This window comes from Actinocrinis sp. (assembly GCF_035650855.1).
GTDB lineage: Bacteria > Actinomycetota > Actinomycetes > Streptomycetales > Catenulisporaceae > Actinocrinis.
The window spans coordinates 39,668-56,616 of the sequence record NZ_DASRGV010000027.1 but is presented as its reverse complement, the minus strand read 5'-3'; the positions used below and the strand labels follow the sequence as shown (position 1 = coordinate 56,616).

At 71.8% G+C, this 16,949-nt stretch carries 14 protein-coding genes; 12 read left to right on the top strand and 2 right to left on the bottom strand.

Features of this window, described 5'->3' with window-relative positions; translation table 11 throughout:
• Positions 1–34 precede the first annotated feature (34 nt).
• From VFB40_RS02375 to VFB40_RS02350, 6 genes are all read left to right on the top strand, one after another.
• Complete coding sequence (locus VFB40_RS02375) at positions 35–1,234, top strand: trans-sulfuration enzyme family protein (RefSeq protein WP_324847584.1); 1,200 nt, start codon at positions 35–37, stop codon at positions 1,232–1,234.
• 15 nt (positions 1,235–1,249) lie between these two features.
• Positions 1,250–1,384 (top strand): hypothetical protein, encoded by a 135-nt coding sequence (locus tag VFB40_RS02370; protein WP_324847583.1) that lies wholly within the window; start codon positions 1,250–1,252, stop codon positions 1,382–1,384.
• A gap of 139 nt (positions 1,385–1,523) precedes the next feature.
• Complete coding sequence (locus VFB40_RS02365) at positions 1,524–6,587, top strand: HAD-IC family P-type ATPase (protein ID WP_324847582.1); 5,064 nt, start codon at positions 1,524–1,526, stop codon at positions 6,585–6,587.
• A gap of 24 nt (positions 6,588–6,611) precedes the next feature.
• The gene (locus VFB40_RS02360) at positions 6,612–6,956 is read left to right on the top strand and encodes a hypothetical protein (protein ID WP_324847581.1); all 345 of its coding nucleotides are present in this window, start codon (positions 6,612–6,614) and stop codon (positions 6,954–6,956) included.
• Between the two features lie 38 nt (positions 6,957–6,994).
• A complete protein-coding gene (locus VFB40_RS02355; protein WP_324847580.1) occupies positions 6,995–8,002 on the top strand; it encodes an SDR family NAD(P)-dependent oxidoreductase in 1,008 nt (335 codons plus the stop codon).
• A 44-nt stretch (positions 8,003–8,046) separates the two neighbouring features.
• On the top strand, positions 8,047–8,502 hold the full coding sequence (locus VFB40_RS02350; RefSeq protein ID WP_324847579.1) for a hypothetical protein: 456 nt from the start codon (positions 8,047–8,049) through the stop codon (positions 8,500–8,502).
• On the opposite strand, the gene VFB40_RS02345 is transcribed toward VFB40_RS02350, so the two are convergent.
• Together VFB40_RS02345 and VFB40_RS02340 are read right to left on the bottom strand one after the other, a co-directional pair.
• Positions 8,475–8,981 carry a hypothetical protein gene (locus VFB40_RS02345; protein WP_324847578.1) on the bottom strand — a complete coding sequence of 169 codons (507 nt, stop codon included), beginning with the start codon at positions 8,979–8,981 and terminating at the stop codon, positions 8,475–8,477. The genes VFB40_RS02350 and VFB40_RS02345 overlap by 28 nt on opposite strands.
• A gap of 14 nt (positions 8,982–8,995) precedes the next feature.
• Complete coding sequence (locus VFB40_RS02340) at positions 8,996–9,394, bottom strand: hypothetical protein (RefSeq protein ID WP_324847577.1); 399 nt, start codon at positions 9,392–9,394, stop codon at positions 8,996–8,998.
• 234 nt (positions 9,395–9,628) lie between these two features.
• Here VFB40_RS02340 and VFB40_RS02335 point away from each other — a divergent pair, with 234 nt between their 5' ends.
• The 6 genes from VFB40_RS02335 to VFB40_RS02310 all read left to right on the top strand — a co-directional run bounded on the left by VFB40_RS02335 (position 9,629) and on the right by VFB40_RS02310 (position 16,823).
• The gene (locus tag VFB40_RS02335; RefSeq protein ID WP_324847576.1) at positions 9,629–10,447 is read left to right on the top strand and encodes a hemerythrin domain-containing protein; all 819 of its coding nucleotides are present in this window, start codon (positions 9,629–9,631) and stop codon (positions 10,445–10,447) included.
• 4 nt (positions 10,448–10,451) lie between these two features.
• On the top strand, positions 10,452–13,766 hold the full coding sequence (fdh, locus tag VFB40_RS02330) for a formate dehydrogenase (RefSeq protein WP_324847575.1): 3,315 nt from the start codon (positions 10,452–10,454) through the stop codon (positions 13,764–13,766).
• Positions 13,766–14,737 (top strand): 4Fe-4S dicluster domain-containing protein, encoded by a 972-nt coding sequence (locus VFB40_RS02325; protein WP_324847574.1) that lies wholly within the window; start codon positions 13,766–13,768, stop codon positions 14,735–14,737. Before fdh ends, VFB40_RS02325 begins: the two co-directional genes overlap by 1 nt.
• Before the next feature lie 83 nt (positions 14,738–14,820).
• Entirely contained in the window at positions 14,821–15,918 is a 1,098-nt protein-coding gene (gene nrfD, locus VFB40_RS02320) for an NrfD/PsrC family molybdoenzyme membrane anchor subunit (protein WP_349261309.1), read from the top strand.
• Between the two features lie 13 nt (positions 15,919–15,931).
• Positions 15,932–16,321: a phage holin family protein gene (locus VFB40_RS02315; RefSeq protein WP_324847572.1), complete on the top strand. Its 390-nt coding sequence runs from the start codon at positions 15,932–15,934 to the stop codon at positions 16,319–16,321.
• A gap of 13 nt (positions 16,322–16,334) precedes the next feature.
• Positions 16,335–16,823, top strand: a complete 489-nt coding sequence (locus VFB40_RS02310; RefSeq protein ID WP_324847571.1) for a DUF6098 family protein — start codon at positions 16,335–16,337, stop codon at positions 16,821–16,823.
• Positions 16,824–16,949: the final 126 nt, after the last annotated feature.

The following is a 16,949-nucleotide window of genomic DNA, read 5'->3' as shown; positions in this document are numbered from 1 at the left end:
GCTCTTTGCCGCTCCTGTGCCGACTATGAAGGTCATGACGCAGCGCCTCTCCGCTCCTCTGACCCACCGGGACGTGCCGACCGCCGCTCTAGCCACGCGCGCCGTGCACGCCGGCCGCGACGACCTGGCCGATCTCGGCCTGCACGCGGCGCCGCTCGACCTGTCGACCACGTATCCGTCACGCGACAGCCGAGGCGAGGCCGCGCGTCTGGACGTGCTGGGCACCGGAGAGCTCTGCTCGGGACCGCCGGTGTACGCGCGGATCGGCAACCCGACCGTGGCCCGCTTTGAGAGCGCACTCGCCGAGCTCGAAGGCTGCGAAGCGGCGGTCGCGTTCGCCAGCGGCATGGCGGCGCTCACAGCCTGTCTGCTCGCGGCGGTGAACGCCGGAAAGCCGCACGTCGTGGCCGTGCGTCCGCTCTACGGCAGCAGCGATCACCTGATCGCCTCGGGTCTGCTGGGCAACGAGGTCACCTTCGCCGAGCCGGAGAAAGCCGCCGTCGCGCTCCGGCCGGACACCGGACTGGTCATCGTGGAGAGCCCGGCGAACCCGACCCTGAACGAGGTGGACCTGCGCGCGTTGGCCGAGGCTTGCGCACCGGTGCCGGTGCTCGCGGACAACACCTTCGCCACTCCGGTCCTGCAACGGCCGGCCACCCTCGGCGCCCGGCTCGTGCTGCACAGCGCCACGAAGTTCCTCGGCGGTCACGGCGACGTGCTCGGCGGCGTCGTGGCGTGCGACGAGGAGTATGCACGAACGCTGCGACAGCTGCGCTTCCTCACCGGCGCGGTCCTGCATCCGCTGGCCGGATATCTGCTGCTGCGCGGCCTCTCGACCCTGCCGCTGCGGGTCCGCGCCGCCTCGGCGACCGCGGCGCAGCTGGCGAACCGGCTCGCCGGCCACCCGGCGGTCGCCCGCGTCCACTACCCAGGACTCGATCGTCAGCGCCCTGCGGCGCAGATGGCCTCTGGCGGCGCTCTCGTCTCCTTCGAGACGACCGGTGACCCGCACGCCGTGATCGGCGCCGTCCGGCTCATCACCCCGGCGGTCAGCCTCGGCAGCGTCGACACGCTGCTTCAGCACCCCGCGTCCATCAGCCACCACATCATGGACGCGCAGGATCGGGCCGCCACCGGGATCAGCGACCGGCTGCTGCGGATGTCGGTGGGCCTGGAGGACGCGGAAGACCTTTGGAACGATCTCGACCAGGCTTTATACGCCAGCATCGGGTAGGCCAGTTTTCGCCCGTTGTGTCCGGGTAACGCGCTGCACCGACCGATTCAAGTCCGAGCGCGCGAGGAGCAGCGCATGGCGAACGTCAACCCGATCGACCTGCAGAAGGCGCTCAAGGGCGTCGAGAAGGCGGTCTTCAACGAGGGCTGACCCTCGCGCGGGGGCACCTTCGCACGTCCGGGCACGACCATACGTGTCCTCTGGACAGCCGCTACGCGCGTTTAGCCCCGATTCGCCGGGTACTAGGCGGGCCCACCCGAGGTGAGTCGAGGGAGTGGCGGTCAGCTCGATGGTTCGTCTTGCACAGTTTCACAACGGAAGGTCGCGTACACAGCGTTCCGTCCTGTCCACCGCCCGCGCCGCGGCCGGCTTCACGCTCGCCACGACGGCCGGGTCCGCGCGCCTCGCCGCCGCGACAGCTCGGGGCACCGCCACCGTGACGCGCGCGGTCGCCGGCGCGACGGCCGGTCCGGCGGCCGCGACCGCCGTCGGGACCACCGCGCGCGTCACCGCTCAAGCCGCCTCGCTCGCCGCGAAGAACCTGCCGTATCGCTACACCTCGGCCCTCGGCTCGGTGGCCGACGTCGGTCCGAGCCGGGGCGTGCGACGCGTGTGGTCCCGCGGAGGCCGCGCCCACGTCGAGGTCAAGGGCCTGACGGGCTCCGGCGAGCAGCACCGCCGCATCGCCGACGACGTCACAGACGCGCTCAAGCGCCTCAAGGGCGTGAAGTGGGCGCAGGTCAACGCCGTCACCCAGCAGGTCCTGCTCGCCTTCGACGAGGACCGCGTCGGTCTCGAGGACATCCTCGCCACGGTCAAGACCATCGAGGAGATCCACGGCACCGCGGACTGCGACTTCCCCGACGGCGAGGCCGCCGGCTGCACGCCCGAGCATCCCGCGGACGACGCGCCGGTCGCCATCATGGCGCTGGCGCTGATGGCCGACCTGGCCGGGCTCGGCGTGGCGACCACGGCCCAGCTCTTGAACGTCTCGCTGTTGCCACGCAGTGCTCGTATACCGCTGCTGTTCGCCGATACGTATCCGCGGCTGCGTGAGCTGCTGGCCGCGCGGTTGGGGCATCAGCACGCGGAACTGCTGATCTCCCTCGCGACCTCGACCGTGAACGCGGCGAGCACCGGGCCCGGGCCGCTCGCCGTGGACAGCCTCCAGCACGGGGTGCGGCTCGTCGAGCGCCTCAGCCGGCAGTCGGTGTGGCGGCGGCGCGAGCACGAGCTGGTGCGCGAGGGGCAGGGGCTCGTGAAGGAAGCACACGAGCACGCCCCGCGCCCCGCGCCGCTGCCGGAGGGGCCGGTGGAACGGCTCGGCGAACGCTCATCCATCGCCTCGTTGTTCGGCGCGGGCGGCGCGCTCGCCTTCACCCGCGATCCGGGCCGGGCCGCGGACTTGATGCTCGCCACCATGCCGAAGGCCGGGCGGCAGGGCCGCGAGGCGTTCGCCGCGGCGCTCGGCTGGGATCTGGCCAGGCGCGGCGTGGTGCCGATGGACGGGACCGCGCTGCGTCGCCTGGACCGCGTCGACACCGTGCTCATCGACTCCTCGGTGCTGTGCGCGCCGAAGCCGGTCGTGCTCTCCGCCGAGGCGGCGGGCGGCGCGAACGGAGCAGGGCTCGAAGACGCCGAGGTCTGGCAGGTCGCCGAGCGGCTGATCACGGCGGCGTCTCAAGAGACTGATCCAAATTCGGACGCGCCGTCAGACGGGCAGTCGGACGCGGTGCCGGACGCGGCCGCCAAGCACGCCGAGAAGGCGACCGCGGCTGTCATCGAAGCCGCGCTGCTCGGCACTCCGCCCACACGCTCCACAGACCTGTGGACAAACGACCGGTGGCGGCTGCGCTACTCGACGCGCTCCGCCGGCGGCCGGGCGAACCGATCGCGGTCCGCGGCCGAGCCCGGGGCGCTGACCCTGGACCTTCTCGACAAGGCGGGCACCCGGCGCGGCACCGTGACGGTGGGCTGCGCGCTGGATCCGCTGGCTGACGCACTGCTCGCCGCGGCGCACGCGGCCGTGGACAAGGTCGTGCTGACTCAGCACTCGAGCGTCGGCGAACTGTTGCAGTGGGCTGACGAAGTGCTGCCGCGCGACGAATATCTGCACAACCATGTGCGCCGGCTTCAGAGCGAAGGCCACGGCGTCCTGGTCGTCTCCACCGCACACGACGCCGCCCTCGCGGCGGCCGACGTCGGGATCGCCGTCTTGCGGCGGACCGAGGGGGAGGTCACCGGGGCGGTCGGCTGGTCGGCCGACCTGATCTGCGGTCCGGGGCTTGAGCAGGCGTGGCGGATCCTGAACGCGGTGCCGATCGCGCGCGCGGTCAGCGAGCGGTCCAGTCGGCTGGCCTGGGGCGGAAGCGCGCTCGGCGCGCTGCTGGCCACGACCGGAAACCGGCGCCGCGGGCGCGGACCGCAGCTGTCTCCGGTACACAGCGCCGCCCTGATCTCCGTCATCGGTGGCGCTTACAGCGGTCTGCGGATCGCACGCGCGAACAAGCCGCGCGGCACCGTGTACGAGTCCTGGCACGTGCTGTCGGCGCAGGACGCGTTCGCGAGGCTGCGCGACTACCGGCGGGAAGAAGACCGTCAGGCTGCTGCGGCGCAGCCACCGGCCCTGGTCCGCGCGGCCGGCAGCGCAGCGCATCGGGCCGCCGCGACCACCCCGATCCGCCAGCTCGTCGTCACCCCGGCCCGCGGAACGGCCGAGTTCGCCGGCGCGATCGCCGAGGAACTGCGTGACCCGCTCACTCCGGTGCTCGCGCTCGGCGCGGCGGCGTCCGCCGTGGTCGGCTCGGGTGTGGACGCGATCCTGGTCGGCGGCGTGATGGGCGGCAACGCGGTCATCAGCGCGGGGCAGCAGCTGCGTGCCCGGCGCGCCCTGAGCCGGCTGATGCTCGGCGAACGGACCAACGCCCGTATCGTCGCCTGGTCCGGCCCCGAGAATGAGCATCCGGACGCCCATGCCGACGCCGATACCGGCACCGGCTCCCACGGCGACCGCGACTGGACCGCCGGACTCGCCGAGGCGCGGACGAGGACCGTTCCCGCCGAACGGCTGCGGATCGGCGACGTGATCGCGCTGCGCGCGAGCGACATCGTGCCCGCCGACGCTCGGCTGATCAGCGCCGAGGAGCTTGAGGTCGACGAGTCCGCGCTCACCGGCGAATCCCTGCCGATCGCCAAGTCCGTGCAGGCCACGCCCGGCGCCGAGCTCGCGGACCGGACCTGCATGGTGTACGAGGGCTGCACCGTCGTCGCAGGGACCGGATACGCCGTGGTCACCGCCACCGGCTCGGACACCGAGGCCGGCCGGGCCTCGGCCGTCGCCAGCGCCTCCGCACCGCCACGGGTGGGAATCCAGGCCCGGCTGAGCGAACTGGCCCGGATCGCCTTGCCGGCCACCGGAATCGGCGGCCTCGCGGTCACCGGCCTCGCGGTGCTGCGCGGGGTCCCGCTGCGCCAGGCGGTCGCGTCCGGGGTGGCCATCGCGGTGGCCGCCGTGCCGGAAGGACTGCCGCTCGTCGCGACCGTGGCGCAGCTGGCCGCCGCGCGCAGGCTCTCGCGCTACGGCGTGCTCGTCCGCTCGTCGAGCACGCTGGAGGCGCTCGGCCGCGTGGACACGGTCTGCTTCGACAAGACCGGGACGCTGACCGAGGGCCGGCTGTCCGTGACCCGTGTCGCAGCGTTCGATCAAGACCTTTCGCTCGACACCCAGCGCGGTCGCGAAGTACTGCACATGGCCGCGTGTGCGTGCCCTGACGTCGGCGACGATCCGGCCCGGACCCTGGTGCACACGACGGATATCGCGGTGGTGCAAGCGGCCCGCGAGCACGCGGCGCAGGAGCGCGAGGCCTGGCATCTCGAATCGGAGCTGCCTTTCGAGACCACCCGCGGCTACTCCGCCTCGCTCGGCAAGCAGGACGGTCGCATGCTCCTGACGGTCAAGGGCGCACCCGAGGTCATCCTCGAACGCTGCGACAGCGTCGTCACGGAGAAGGGCACCCGCCCGTTCACGCCGCAGCGCCGCAACACCGCCTCCGCCACGCTCAAGCGCCTCGCCGATGAGGGCCTGCGCGTCCTGGCCGTAGCCGAGACCGGCGCGGTCGCCAACGAGGGCGCGGCCCGCGGCGACTCCCCGGAACACCTCGCCGACCTGGTCGGCGAGCTCACCTTGGTCGGCTTTGTCGCCATCGCCGACACCGCGCGGCCCGGCGTGGAAGACACCATCGCGCAGCTGGCGGCGTCCGGGGTGCGCACCATCATGATCACCGGCGACCACCCGCGAACCGCCGTGGCGATCGCCAGGCAGCTCGGCATCCCGAACGCAGAGCACGTACTCACCGGCTCCGAGCTCGACCGGCTGCCGAAGTCGCAGCGCGAGGCCCGGATCGCCGCCAGCACGGTGTTCGCCCGCGTCTCCCCGCAGCACAAGGTGCGCATCGTGCAGGCGCTCCAGCGGGCCGGCCGGGTGGTGGCGATGACCGGGGACGGCAGCAACGACGCCGCCGCGATCAGGCTCGCCGACGTGGGCATCGCGCTGGCCGGCAAGGGAACCATGCCGGCCCGCAACGCGGCCGACCTGGTGCTCTCCGCGCCCGACCCGGCGCGGATCGTGGACGCCCTGGCCGAAGGCAAGGCGCTGTGGCGCAGCGTGCGCGACGCGGTCTCGATCCTGGTCGGCGGAAACGCCGGCGAGATCGCGTTCACCGTGCTCGGCACGGCCCTCGGCGGCCGCGCCCCGCTCGGCACCCGCCAGTTCCTCCTCGTCAACATGATGACGGACATGCTGCCCGCGCTCGCGGTCGCGCTCGCGCCGGCCCGGCCGCCGGCGAACGGCGAGCGGGCGGATGCGGGCAAGGCCACCGGGAACGGCGGCGCGGGCGGCAGCGCGGACGGCGGTCCGCTGGCCGGACCGTGGGGGCCCGCCCTCGCCCGGGACCTCGCCGCCCGCGGCGGCGCGACCGCGCTCGGCGCGACGCTCGCCTGGCAGGCCGGGCGGATGACCGGCCGCTCCCGCCGGGCCTCGACCATGGGCCTGGCCGCGCTGGTCGGCACCCAGCTCGGCCAGACGCTGGTCACCGGACGGCACAGCCCGCTGGTCATCGGCACCTGCGTGGCCTCGGCGGCGGCGCTGGTGGTGGTCGTGGAAACGCCGGTGGTCAGCCGGTTCTTCGGCTGCACGCCGCTCGGACCGGTCGCGTGGGGCATCGTCGGCGCGTCCTCGCTCACCGCGACGGTCGCCGGCGCGGCCGCTCCAGCGCTGATCGACAAGTTCGCCCACCGCAATGGCAATCGCAACGGCGACGGCACGCACCCGGCGCCGGCCGCCGCCGCCGCTTAACCCGGCGAACGATCGAATCCGCGCATGCCTGCCCCGCGCACGGTTACCCGAGCCGGGCTCGACCTGGCGACTCGGGCAATCGAACTGAGCACACAGGAGGGCGAGATGCACACGCCGGAATTGCACGACGCGGTCGTTTCGGTCATCGCGGTCGGACCCGACGAGGTCGTACCAGAGGGGTTGGTCTGGGAGGACGTGCCCCTGCCGAGCCTGCACACCGATGAGGTGACCACCTGGGTCGGTGACCACCGCACCGGCGCGGTGTACGTCGTGCCAGGCGTGGAGCTGGCGTCGAAGGGCACGCCCTGGCTCGCGGTCAAGGTCAGCAACGAGGAGTACCTGGCCATCGCGGCCGCCATGCCGCGCTGACTGATCGAGCCGCACCCAACCGATCCGGAAGGTGGGTCATGAACCGATTCAAGGGCGCCTCGGCGCTGGTCACCGGAGCCTCGCGCGGCCTGGGTTTCGCCATCGCCCGCGAGCTGGCCGACCGCGGTGCGCGCCTGTTGATCTGCGCCCGCGACGCCACGGCGCTGGATCAGGCGGCATGGAAGCTGCACGACGCGGGCGCCGAGGTGCACGCCGTGCCCTGCGACCTCACCGACGAGCACACCGCCGAGCGCCTGATCGCCGAGGCGGAGACGCACTTCGGCGGCATCGACGTGCTCGTGAACAACGCCGGGATCATCCAGGTCGGCCCGCTCGCCTCGATGGACGAGGCGGACTTCCGCGCCGCGATGGAGGCCATGTTCTTCGCGCCGCTGCGCCTGGTGCTCGCGGCCGCGCCGATCATGCGGCGCTCCGGCGGCGGCACGATCGTGAACGTCAGCTCGCTCGGCGGCCGGATCGCCGCCCCGCACCTGCTGCCGTACGACAGCGCCAAGTTCGCGCTCGCCGGCCTGTCCGAGGGACTGCGCGCCGAACTGGCCGCGGACAAGATCAGCGTGACGACGGTGATCCCCGGCCTGATGCGCACCGGCTCGCACCTCGGAGCCGAGTTCCGCGGTCAGACGGCGCGCGAGTACGCGTGGTTCGCCGCCGCGGCGGGCCTGCCGGGGCTGTCCATGGACGCCGACCGTGCTGCGCGCGCCGTGGTCCGCGCCGCGGAGCATCGCCGCCCCGAGATCATCCTCGGCGCCGCGGCCCATGCGGTCGTCCGCATGCAGGGAATCGCCCCCGCGACGACCGCGCGCATTCTGACCGCGACCGCGCGCTTGATGCGTGCCGCGACCGAGTCAGCTGAACAGCAACGCGGATTGGGCAAGGACCGCGCCGCGGATCCCGCCGCCGAGAGCGAAACCGGAGCCAAGGCGGCCCGCCGCCTCGACTCGCGGCTGGTCGGGGCGATGACGGCGTTGAACGACCGGGCGGCCCGCCGGCTCAACCAAGTGAGACAGGGCTCTGCGACATCCTGAGTCCGCCAATCCACCGAAAATCAAGACCGAGGAGATAGAGCACCATGCGCGTAGGTAAGGCAGCGGCGGACGTCGGCATCGGCCTGGCCGCCGGACTCATCGGCACCGCGGCGATCACCGCGAGCACGATGCTGGAATCGAAGCTGCGCAAGCGCCCGGAGAGTCAGGTCCCTGCCGAGGCCGCGCAGAAGGTGCTCGGCGTCGAGGCGCAGTCCGACCAGCAGAAGGCTCGCTTCAGCCAGCTCGTGCACTGGGCTTACGGCACCGGCTGGGGCGCCGCCCGCGGCCTGCTCGACTCGGTGGGCCTGCCTCCGGTCGCCGCGACCGCCGTGCACGCCGCGATGGTGTGGGGCGCCGAGCAGACGATGCTTCCCGCGATGCAGCTCGCGCCGCCGCCCAAGGAGTGGGGCGCGAGCGAACTGGCCATCGACGGAGCGCACCACCTGCTCTACGCGGCCGCCGCCGGGGCCGCTTACGAAGGGCTCTCCCGCAACCGCTGAAGCTCGATCGCGTCCCGCTCCTCGCGGCGCATCCAGGAGTACACCGCGGTGACGGCGGCGAGCGGGATCGGCAGCATCGTGACGATCATCGCGATTCCGGCCGCGGACCGGCCCGAGGCGATCAGATAGAGCGCGGGCAGGTCGAGCAGCGGCCCGGCGATGAAGAGGTAGACGATGCGGGCCGCGTCGCCGAGGCCGTTGCGGTCCACGACCGGAAGCCAGAACGCGACCGCGATCACGACCAGCGAGATGCGCAGCAGGCCGGTGAGCCAGGCGGGCGACCAGTAGCCGGTCATCGCGGCTATCAACGCGGCGTGCTCGAAGACGAACGCGGTGAGGACGAGCGCCGGATGGCGGGCCAAGACGCGCACGATCTTCGCGACGCGTCCCGAGAAGTACAGGGCCAGCAGCGGTGCGATGACCGCCATGGCGAGGCCCATCGCGGCCGCGTCGGCGACTCCGTTGCCCATACCGGCCATACCAGGCATGCTGGTCAGCCGTCCGATCGCACGGGGTGCTCCGGCGACAGGCGCTTGCGCACGGCCGCCCGCTCGCGCCACGACTGCCGGGCGCCGAGCACCGCGATCCAGAACGCAACCGGGTAAAGCGCCCAGGTGAACGCCACGCCGAGCCCGATGAGCCCGGCCGCGATCGCGAACAGCGCCGGGGAGCCGATCTTCGGCGGGATGGGCCGCCACAGCCGCTTCCCGGCGTTGCGCCTGCTCCACAGCAGCAACGCGGCGGCGATGATCCAGCACAGGATTACCGAGGCGCCGAACATCACGACCACCAGCGCGCCCTCGCCGTAGCCGGCCAGCAGCAGCGCGAACACGGCGAGCAGGCAGCCCCAGCCGGCGGCCACGACCGCGCCGATGCGCCACAGCTCCTTCACGGCACCTCCCGCCTCAGCGGCGAACCGGGCTGGGCCGGACCCGGTCGACGCCGAGCACCGCGCTACCCGGCAGGTGGGCGGCCAAACCAGCGGCCAGGCCGAAGGAGCAGGCGGGCGGCGTGGCACCCGGCCTAGGTCGGTTGGAGGAAAAGGGTGCATTTCCCACGCGGCATGGGGTAGACAACCGCACCCGGCCGGGCGAGCGGACGGTGCGACGAAGCGAGAGGAGCCGCGATGCCGACTCGGGAGTCCATCCTCACCCTGGTGCGTTCGGGCTTGAGTTACCCGCAGATCGGCGAACGGCTCGGGGTGCCGCCGGGCCTGGCGTACCTCATCGCCACCGGCCTGCCCGCCGACGGCGGCGACGCGCCCGGACCGGAGACCGACAAGCGACCCGGCGCGCTGTCCACCAGCACGCAGCATTTGAGCAACCCGAAGTCGATCCTTCCGCAGCGGGACGAGGAGACCGCCGCCTGGATCCGCGAGCGGGCAATGGCCGATCCCGCGCTGCGCGCCGCCTGGGCCGCGCACAGCGTCGCACCGCCGCCGCTCGCCGAGGACGACGACGACCTCATCGACGTGATCGGGCACGACCACAGCCAGGCCAAGTACCTCCAGCTCCAGTTGCAGACGCTGCCCGGCCTCTCCTCCGGCGGCCTGCCCGACGACCTGCGCAGACGCAACGAGGCGCTGTCCCTGCTGGGCGAGAAGCTCAAGGCGCACGAGCACGCCGAGGAGGAGGTCTTCTGGCCGTTGGTACGCGATCAGCTGCCGGACGGCAAGAACCTCGCGGAACACGCGCAGCAGCAGGAGCACGAGGCCGAGGGGCTGCTGGAGCGGATCGAGTCACTTCCGCCGACCTCGGCCGAGCGCGACGAGCTTGTCAAAACCCTGACGAGCGCGCTGCGCAAACACGTCGCCTTCGAGGACACCGTGCTGGCCGAGTTGCGCGAACGGCTCGGCGAGGAGGCGCGCGAAGAAGCCGGGCGCCGGTTCAAGGCCGCGCGCAGCGCCTACACCGCAAGCATCGCCGCGACGGGAAAGGCCGGCTGAGCCCATGACGATCGCCAATCTGCCGTGGCCGGTTCTGCGCCAGCTGACCGGCAAGGACCGCACCGGACGCGGCGCCGCGGCGCGCACCCGGCGCACCGACGAACTGCTGCCGCGCACCTTCACCGCTGACAAGGTCGTCAAGTCGGTCTGCCCTTATTGCGGCGTCGGCTGCGGGCAGAACGTCTACGTCAAGGACGACAAGGTCATCCAGATCGAGGGCGACCCGGACTCCCCCGTCAGCCGCGGCCGGCTGTGCCCCAAGGGCGCCGCGTCGCTCCAGCTGACTACTGGCGAATCCCGTGAGCACCACGTGCTGTACCGCCGTCCGCACGGCACCGAGTGGGAGCGGATCCCGCTGGACACCGCGCTCGACATGGTGGCCAAGCGCGTGGTCGAGACGCGCCGCAAGACCTGGCAGTGGAACGAGGAGGACAAGCGGGTACGCCGCACCCTCGGCGTCGCCAGCCTCGGCGGGGCGACCCTCGACAACGAGGAGAACTACCTCATCAAGAAGCTGTTCACGGCGCTCGGCGTGATCCAGGTGGAGAACCAGGCGCGGCTGTGCCACAGCTCCACGGTCGCCGGGCTCGGCACCTCCTTCGGCCGCGGCGGCGCGACGACGTGCCTGCAGGACCTGCAGAACGCCGACTGCATCGTGATCGAGGGCTCGAACTTCGCCGAGGCGCACCCGGTCGGCTTCCAGTGGGTCATGGAGGCCAAGGCGCGCGGCGCGACCGTCATCCACGTCGACCCGCGCTACACCCGCACCAGCGCGGTCAGCGACGTCTACGTGCCACTGCGGGCCGGTAGCGACGTGGCTTTCCTCGGCGGGATCATCAACTACGTGCTGAGCAACGACGCCTACTTCCACGACTACGTGCTCGCATATACGAACGCATCGACGATCATCCGCGAGGACTTCGCGGACACCGAGGACCTCGACGGCGTGTTCAGCGGCCTCGACGAAGAAGAACGCGAATACAACAGCGACGCCTGGCAGTACGAAGGCATCGAGATGCAGTCCGCGGCCGGGGAGCGCGACGAGCAGTACGAGGAGCAGCAGGAAGAAGACGGGGAAGGCGGCGGCAGCGAGGGCGGCGGCGCGGACGGGAAGGGCTCCAGCAGCGGCAAGAACTCCGGCAGCAGCCACTCCGGCCGCTCGGAGGCGCACGGCTCCGGCGGCGCGGCCTTCAGCGGCAAGCCGCAAACCGACCCGACGCTCCAGCATCCGCGCTGCGTGATGCAGATCCTCAAGCGGCACTACGCCCGCTACACGCCCGAGATGGTCGAGCGGGTCTGCGGCGTGCCGCGCGAGCTGTTCGACCTGGTCTGCCGCACGCTGGTGCGCAACTCCGGCCGCGACCGCACCACCGCGTTCGCGTACGCGGTCGGCTGGACGCAGCACAGCGACGGCTCGCAGATGATCCGCACCGCCTCGATCCTGCAACTGCTGCTCGGCAACATCGGCCGGCCCGGCGGCGGCATCCAGGCGCTGCGCGGACACGCCAGCATCCAGGGCTCCACCGACATCCCGACGCTGTTCAACCTGCTGCCCGGCTACCTGCCGATGCCGCACGCGCACGAGCACGAGGACCTTGACGCCTACGTCCGGGGCGAGTCCGCGGAACAGGGCTTCTGGGGCAGCATGAAGGCGTACATGGTCAGCCTGCTGAAGGCGTACTGGGGCGCCAACGCCACCGCGGAAAACGACTACTGCTTCGACTATCTGCCCCGGCTGACCGGCTCGCACAGCACCTACGAGACCGTGATGGCGCAGCTGGACGACGTGTGCAAGGGCTACTTCCTGCTGGGCCAGAACCCGGCGGTCGGCTCGGCGAACGGCCGGATGCAGCGGATGGGGATGGCGAAGCTGGACTGGCTGGTGGTGCGGGACTTCTCCCTGATCGAGTCGGCCACCTGGTGGAAGGACGGCCCGGAGATCGAGTCCGGGGAGCTGCGCACCGAGGACATCGCCACCGAGGTGTTCTTCTTCCCGGCCGCAGCGCACACGGAGAAATCAGGGTCCTTCACCAACACCAACCGGATGCTGCAGTGGCACTGGATGGCGGTCGAACCGGAGGGCGACGCGCGCAGCGACCTGTGGTTCATGTACCACCTCGGCGAGAAGATCCGCGCGCTGCTCGACGGTTCCCAGGATGAGATGGACCGGCCGGTCCTGGACCTGACTTGGGACTACCCGGTGGAGGGCTCGATCGACGAGCCGAAGGCGGAGGCCGTGCTCGCCGAGATCAACGGCTGGGACGCCGATGGCCGCCCGCTGGCCGCCTACGACCAGCTCAACGACGACGGCTCCACGGCCTGCGGCTGCTGGATCTACTGCGGCGTGTACGCCGACGGCGTCAACCAGGCGGCGCGGCGCAAGCCGGGCAAGGAGCAGAACTGGCTCGGCCCGGAGTGGTGCTGGGCGTGGCCGGCGAACCGCCGCATCCTGTACAACCGCGCCTCGGCCGACCCGGACGGCAAGCCGTGGAGCGAGCGCAAGACCCTGGTGTGGTGGGACGAGGACGAGGCCGAGTGGACCGGCCACGACATCCCCGACTTCGAGAAGCCGAAGTCGCCGCACTACAACCCGCCGGCCGGCGCGACGGGTTCCGAGGCGATCTCCGGCACCCAGCCGTTCATCATGCAGGGCGACGGCAAGGGCTGGCTGTACGTCCCGGCGGGCCTGATCGACGGGCCGCTGCCGACGCACTACGAACCGCAGGAGTCGCCGGTCGCCAATCCGCTCTACCGGCAGCAGCGCAGCCCGGTGCGGCAGGTGTACTCGCGTGAGCTGAACCGCTATCAGCCGAGCGGCAACGAGCCGGGGGCCGAGGTGTTCCCGTATGTGGCAACCACCTACCGGCTCACCGAGCACTTCACCGCCGGCGGCATGAGCCGCTGGACGCCGTACCTGTCCGAGCTGCAGCCGGAGTTCTTCTGCGAGGTCTCGCCGCAGCTGGCGAAGGAGCGCGGCCTGGTGCACGGCGACTGGGCCACGATCATCACCGCGCGCAGCGCGATCGAGGCGCGGGTGCTGGTGACCGAGCGGATGAAGCCGCTGACCGTGGACGGCCGCACGCTGCATCAGATCGGCATGCCGTTCCACTGGGGCGGCGCTGGCCTCTCGAAGGGCGACTCGGCCAACGACCTGCTCTCGGTCACTCTGGACCCGAACGTGCACATCCAGGAGGACAAGGCCTTCGCCGCCGACATCCAGCCGGGGCGGCGGCCGACCGGCAAGGCCAGGCGGGAGCTGGTCGAGTCGTACTGCCGGCGGGCCGGAATCACCGAGCAGACCGGGATGGAGGTGCACTGATGGCAGTCGTGGACGTGCAGATCTCAGCCTTCGACAACGGCCAGGACCCGGCGCGGGCGACCGGTTACCCGGACGCGCCGCCGCGCATGGGGTTCTTCACCGACACCTCGGTGTGCATCGGCTGCAAGGCCTGCGAGGTGGCGTGCAAGGAGTGGAACCACGTTCCGGAGGACGGGCTGGTCTTCACCGGCATGTCCTACGACAACACGCAGGGCCTCGGCGCGGACACCTGGCGGCACGTCGCGTTCATCGAGCAGACCAAGCCCATGGGCGCGCAGATCACCACGCCGGCACAGGTCGCCGCCGGTGCGGTCGGTGCGGTCGCAGGTGCAGGCAGTCCATCCGCGGTGGCCGCCGACGGCGACAATCCAGTGCGCTGGTTGATGGCCTCAGACGTGTGCAAGCACTGCACCGAGGCCGCGTGCCTGGACGTGTGCCCGACCGGTGCGCTGATCCGCACCGAGTTCGGCACCGTCGTCGTGCAGGAGGACGTGTGCAACGGCTGCGGGTACTGCGTCCCGGCCTGCCCGTACGGCGTGATCGACGAGCGCCCGGACGACGGCCGGATGTGGAAGTGCACGCTGTGCTACGACCGGCTTCAGGCCGGGACCGAACCCGCGTGCGCCAAGTCCTGCCCGACCGACTCGATCCAGTTCGGGCCGGTCGACGAACTGCGCGCCCGAGCCGATGAGCGCTTGGCGCAGCTGCACGCGTCCGGCGTTCCCGAGGCGCGGCTGTACGGCCACGATCCGAACGACGGCGTCGGTGGCGACGGCGCGTTCTTCCTGCTGCTGGACGAGCCCGAGGTGTACGGGCTGCCGCCGGACCCGAAGGTGACGACAAGGGACCTGCCGGAGATGTGGCGACGGGTCGGAATGGCCGCCCTCGCACTGGCCGGAGGCATCGCAGCGGCCTTCGCCGCGACTCCCGGCCGGGGAGCCGGGTCGGCGATGAGGAGGGTGCGCGGATGAGTAAGGCACGCAAGACGCGCAATACGCTCGAGAACACGGGCAACGGACACGCGCATGCCGTCACTCGCGAAGGTCTTTCCTCGATGGCGCAGCCCGGACGCGAGGCGGTACCCGGTTCGGCCGTGCTCTCCGAGGTCGCGGCCAGCCCGTCTAAGAAGCCTGACGTCGGCCAGCGCGCGCCGGGCCGGAAAGGCGGCAAGCGCGAGGAACTCATGGTCCCGCGCGCCGAGTTCCAGTCGTACTACGGCAAGCCGATCCTCAACGAGCCGACCTGGCAGGCTCCTGATATCGCCGGATACCTGTTCCTCGGCGGCCTGGCCGGAGCGGGCGGCACCATCGCCGCGGCGGCGCAGGCCAGCGGGCGGCCCGGGCTCGCCCACGTGATGAAGACCGGCGCGGCGGCGGCCGCGGGGCTGTCGCTGGTCGCCCTCGTGCACGACCTCGGGCGGCCGGCCCGCTTCCTCAACATGCTGCGTATGTTCAAGCCGACCTCGCCGATGAGCGTCGGCTCGTGGATCCTGGCCGGTTTCGCGCCGCTGTCCGGCGCCGCGGCCGCGTCCTCGGTGACCGGCAAGCTGCGTCCGATCGGCGCGGCGGCGACCTACGGCGCGGGCGCGCTCGGTCCGGCGCTGGCCACGTACACGGCCGCGCTGATCTCCAACACCGCCGTTCCGGCTTGGCACGAAGGCCATCGCGAGATGCCGTTCGTGTTCGCGTCCTCGGCGACCGCGGCCGCCTGCGGACTCGGGCTGCTGGCCGCGCCGGCCGGCGAGGTGGAACCTGTGCGCCGCCTTGGCGCGATCGCCGCGATGGCCGAGGTCGGCGCGTCCAAGTTCATGGAGGAGCGGATGGGCCTGGCCGCCGAGTGTTATCACGAGGGTGCGGCGGGCCGGCTGATGAAGGCGGCGGAGGTGCTGACCACGGCCGGGGCGGTCGGTGCCGCGGCCGGGCGCCGCAGCTCCCTGCTTCGGCGGGCGGCTGGCGCGGCGTTGCTGACCGGCTCCGCGCTCACCCGCTTCGGCATTTTCAAGGCGGGCGTGGCCAGCGCGCGCGACCCGAAGTACACGGTCGTGCCGCAGCGCGAGCGCCTTGAGCAGGAGAAGGCGCGCAGCGAGGCGCAGGCGGAGCCACAGCCGAAGGGCGAGGCCGGGGCCGAGACGAACGCGAAGGCGACTCAGTAACGGGAGGAAGCTGATGACCGGAACGGAAACCGCGGCCACACGGCTGACGCGCGACACGGCCGCGCTCGTGCGCGAACAAGTCGAGCAGTTGACCCGGGACCTGGCGGACACCATGCGCGACGCGGGCGCCGGAGCGGTCCTGCTGGCCGGCGCCGGGACGTGCGGACTGCTCGCGCTCGCGGCGGCGCACCAGTCGGCGCTGCGGACGCTGGAGGCGGTGATGCCGCGTCCACTGGCCGCAATGACGATGACCGCCGCGTATGGCGCGGGCGCGGCTGCCCTGGCCACCGCCGGAATGAAGAAGATCAAGGAGGCTGCGGACGCCTCCACCGAGACTCTGGCCGAGAACCGGCAGGACGCGGTCGCGTCAGGCGCCGAGATCCCGCCGGGCACGCCTTCCTGAACCGGACCGGACCATGAGCGAGACCTTTGCGGACGGCGGCTCCGCCGCCGGGGATCAGGCCCCGGACATGCCGGTCATCGACGACTTCGAAGCCTTGGTCGACACGGTGATCGCACACGAGTACGTGTTCGTGCGCTACTCGCGCGGGCCACAGACCGACGGGGCGAAGAGCACCGACTACGAGGCCGAGGTGGAGCTGCCGGGCCTGTCGGTGACGAATCTGACCCCTGAGTCGTGGTGGCCGCGGCCGAGCGCGGACTGGATCGCGCGGCGGGTGTGCAAGTACGCGGATCTCAGCGACGGACGGCCGGAGCAGCAGCCGTGGATCCTGCTCGGCCGCGTGGTCGGCAACGGTCCCGACCACGAGCCTCTGGTCGTGGACGTGAAGCCGCTCGGCTGGATCGGGCCACACGCGGTACAGGAGGCGCAGGAGCGGTATCGCCGCACGTTCAAGGCCGGACGCGGCTCCGACGACGCCGAAAAGGAAGACCCGGACCACTAGAGACTCCCCAAGGGGACCTCCTCAAGAGGACCGCCTCGACAGGACTACAGTCCGGTCGGTCGCAGGCCGTTCGGCCCATGCCCGTCGCGGGTCGGGCGCGCAGGATTCAAGGGCCGACGACCTTGT

Bases quoted from the DNA above. Each gene is read 5' to 3' on its own strand.
- VFB40_RS02375 (WP_324847584.1), top strand. From the start codon at position 35: ATGACGCAGCGCCTCTCCGCTCCTCTGACCCACCGGGACGTGCCGACC.
- VFB40_RS02365 (WP_324847582.1), top strand. From the start codon at position 1,524: ATGGTTCGTCTTGCACAGTTTCACAACGGAAGGTCGCGTACACAGCGT.
- VFB40_RS02360 (WP_324847581.1), top strand. From the start codon at position 6,612: ATGCCTGCCCCGCGCACGGTTACCCGAGCCGGGCTCGACCTGGCGACT.
- VFB40_RS02355 (WP_324847580.1), top strand. From the start codon at position 6,995: ATGAACCGATTCAAGGGCGCCTCGGCGCTGGTCACCGGAGCCTCGCGC.
- VFB40_RS02350 (WP_324847579.1), top strand. From the start codon at position 8,047: ATGCGCGTAGGTAAGGCAGCGGCGGACGTCGGCATCGGCCTGGCCGCC.
- VFB40_RS02345 (WP_324847578.1), bottom strand. From the start codon at position 8,981: ATGGCCGGTATGGGCAACGGAGTCGCCGACGCGGCCGCGATGGGCCTC.
- VFB40_RS02335 (WP_324847576.1), top strand. From the start codon at position 9,629: ATGCCGACTCGGGAGTCCATCCTCACCCTGGTGCGTTCGGGCTTGAGT.
- fdh (WP_324847575.1), top strand. From the start codon at position 10,452: ATGACGATCGCCAATCTGCCGTGGCCGGTTCTGCGCCAGCTGACCGGC.
- VFB40_RS02325 (WP_324847574.1), top strand. From the start codon at position 13,766: ATGGCAGTCGTGGACGTGCAGATCTCAGCCTTCGACAACGGCCAGGAC.
- nrfD (WP_349261309.1), top strand. From the start codon at position 14,821: ATGGCGCAGCCCGGACGCGAGGCGGTACCCGGTTCGGCCGTGCTCTCC.
- VFB40_RS02315 (WP_324847572.1), top strand. From the start codon at position 15,932: ATGACCGGAACGGAAACCGCGGCCACACGGCTGACGCGCGACACGGCC.
- VFB40_RS02310 (WP_324847571.1), top strand. From the start codon at position 16,335: ATGAGCGAGACCTTTGCGGACGGCGGCTCCGCCGCCGGGGATCAGGCC.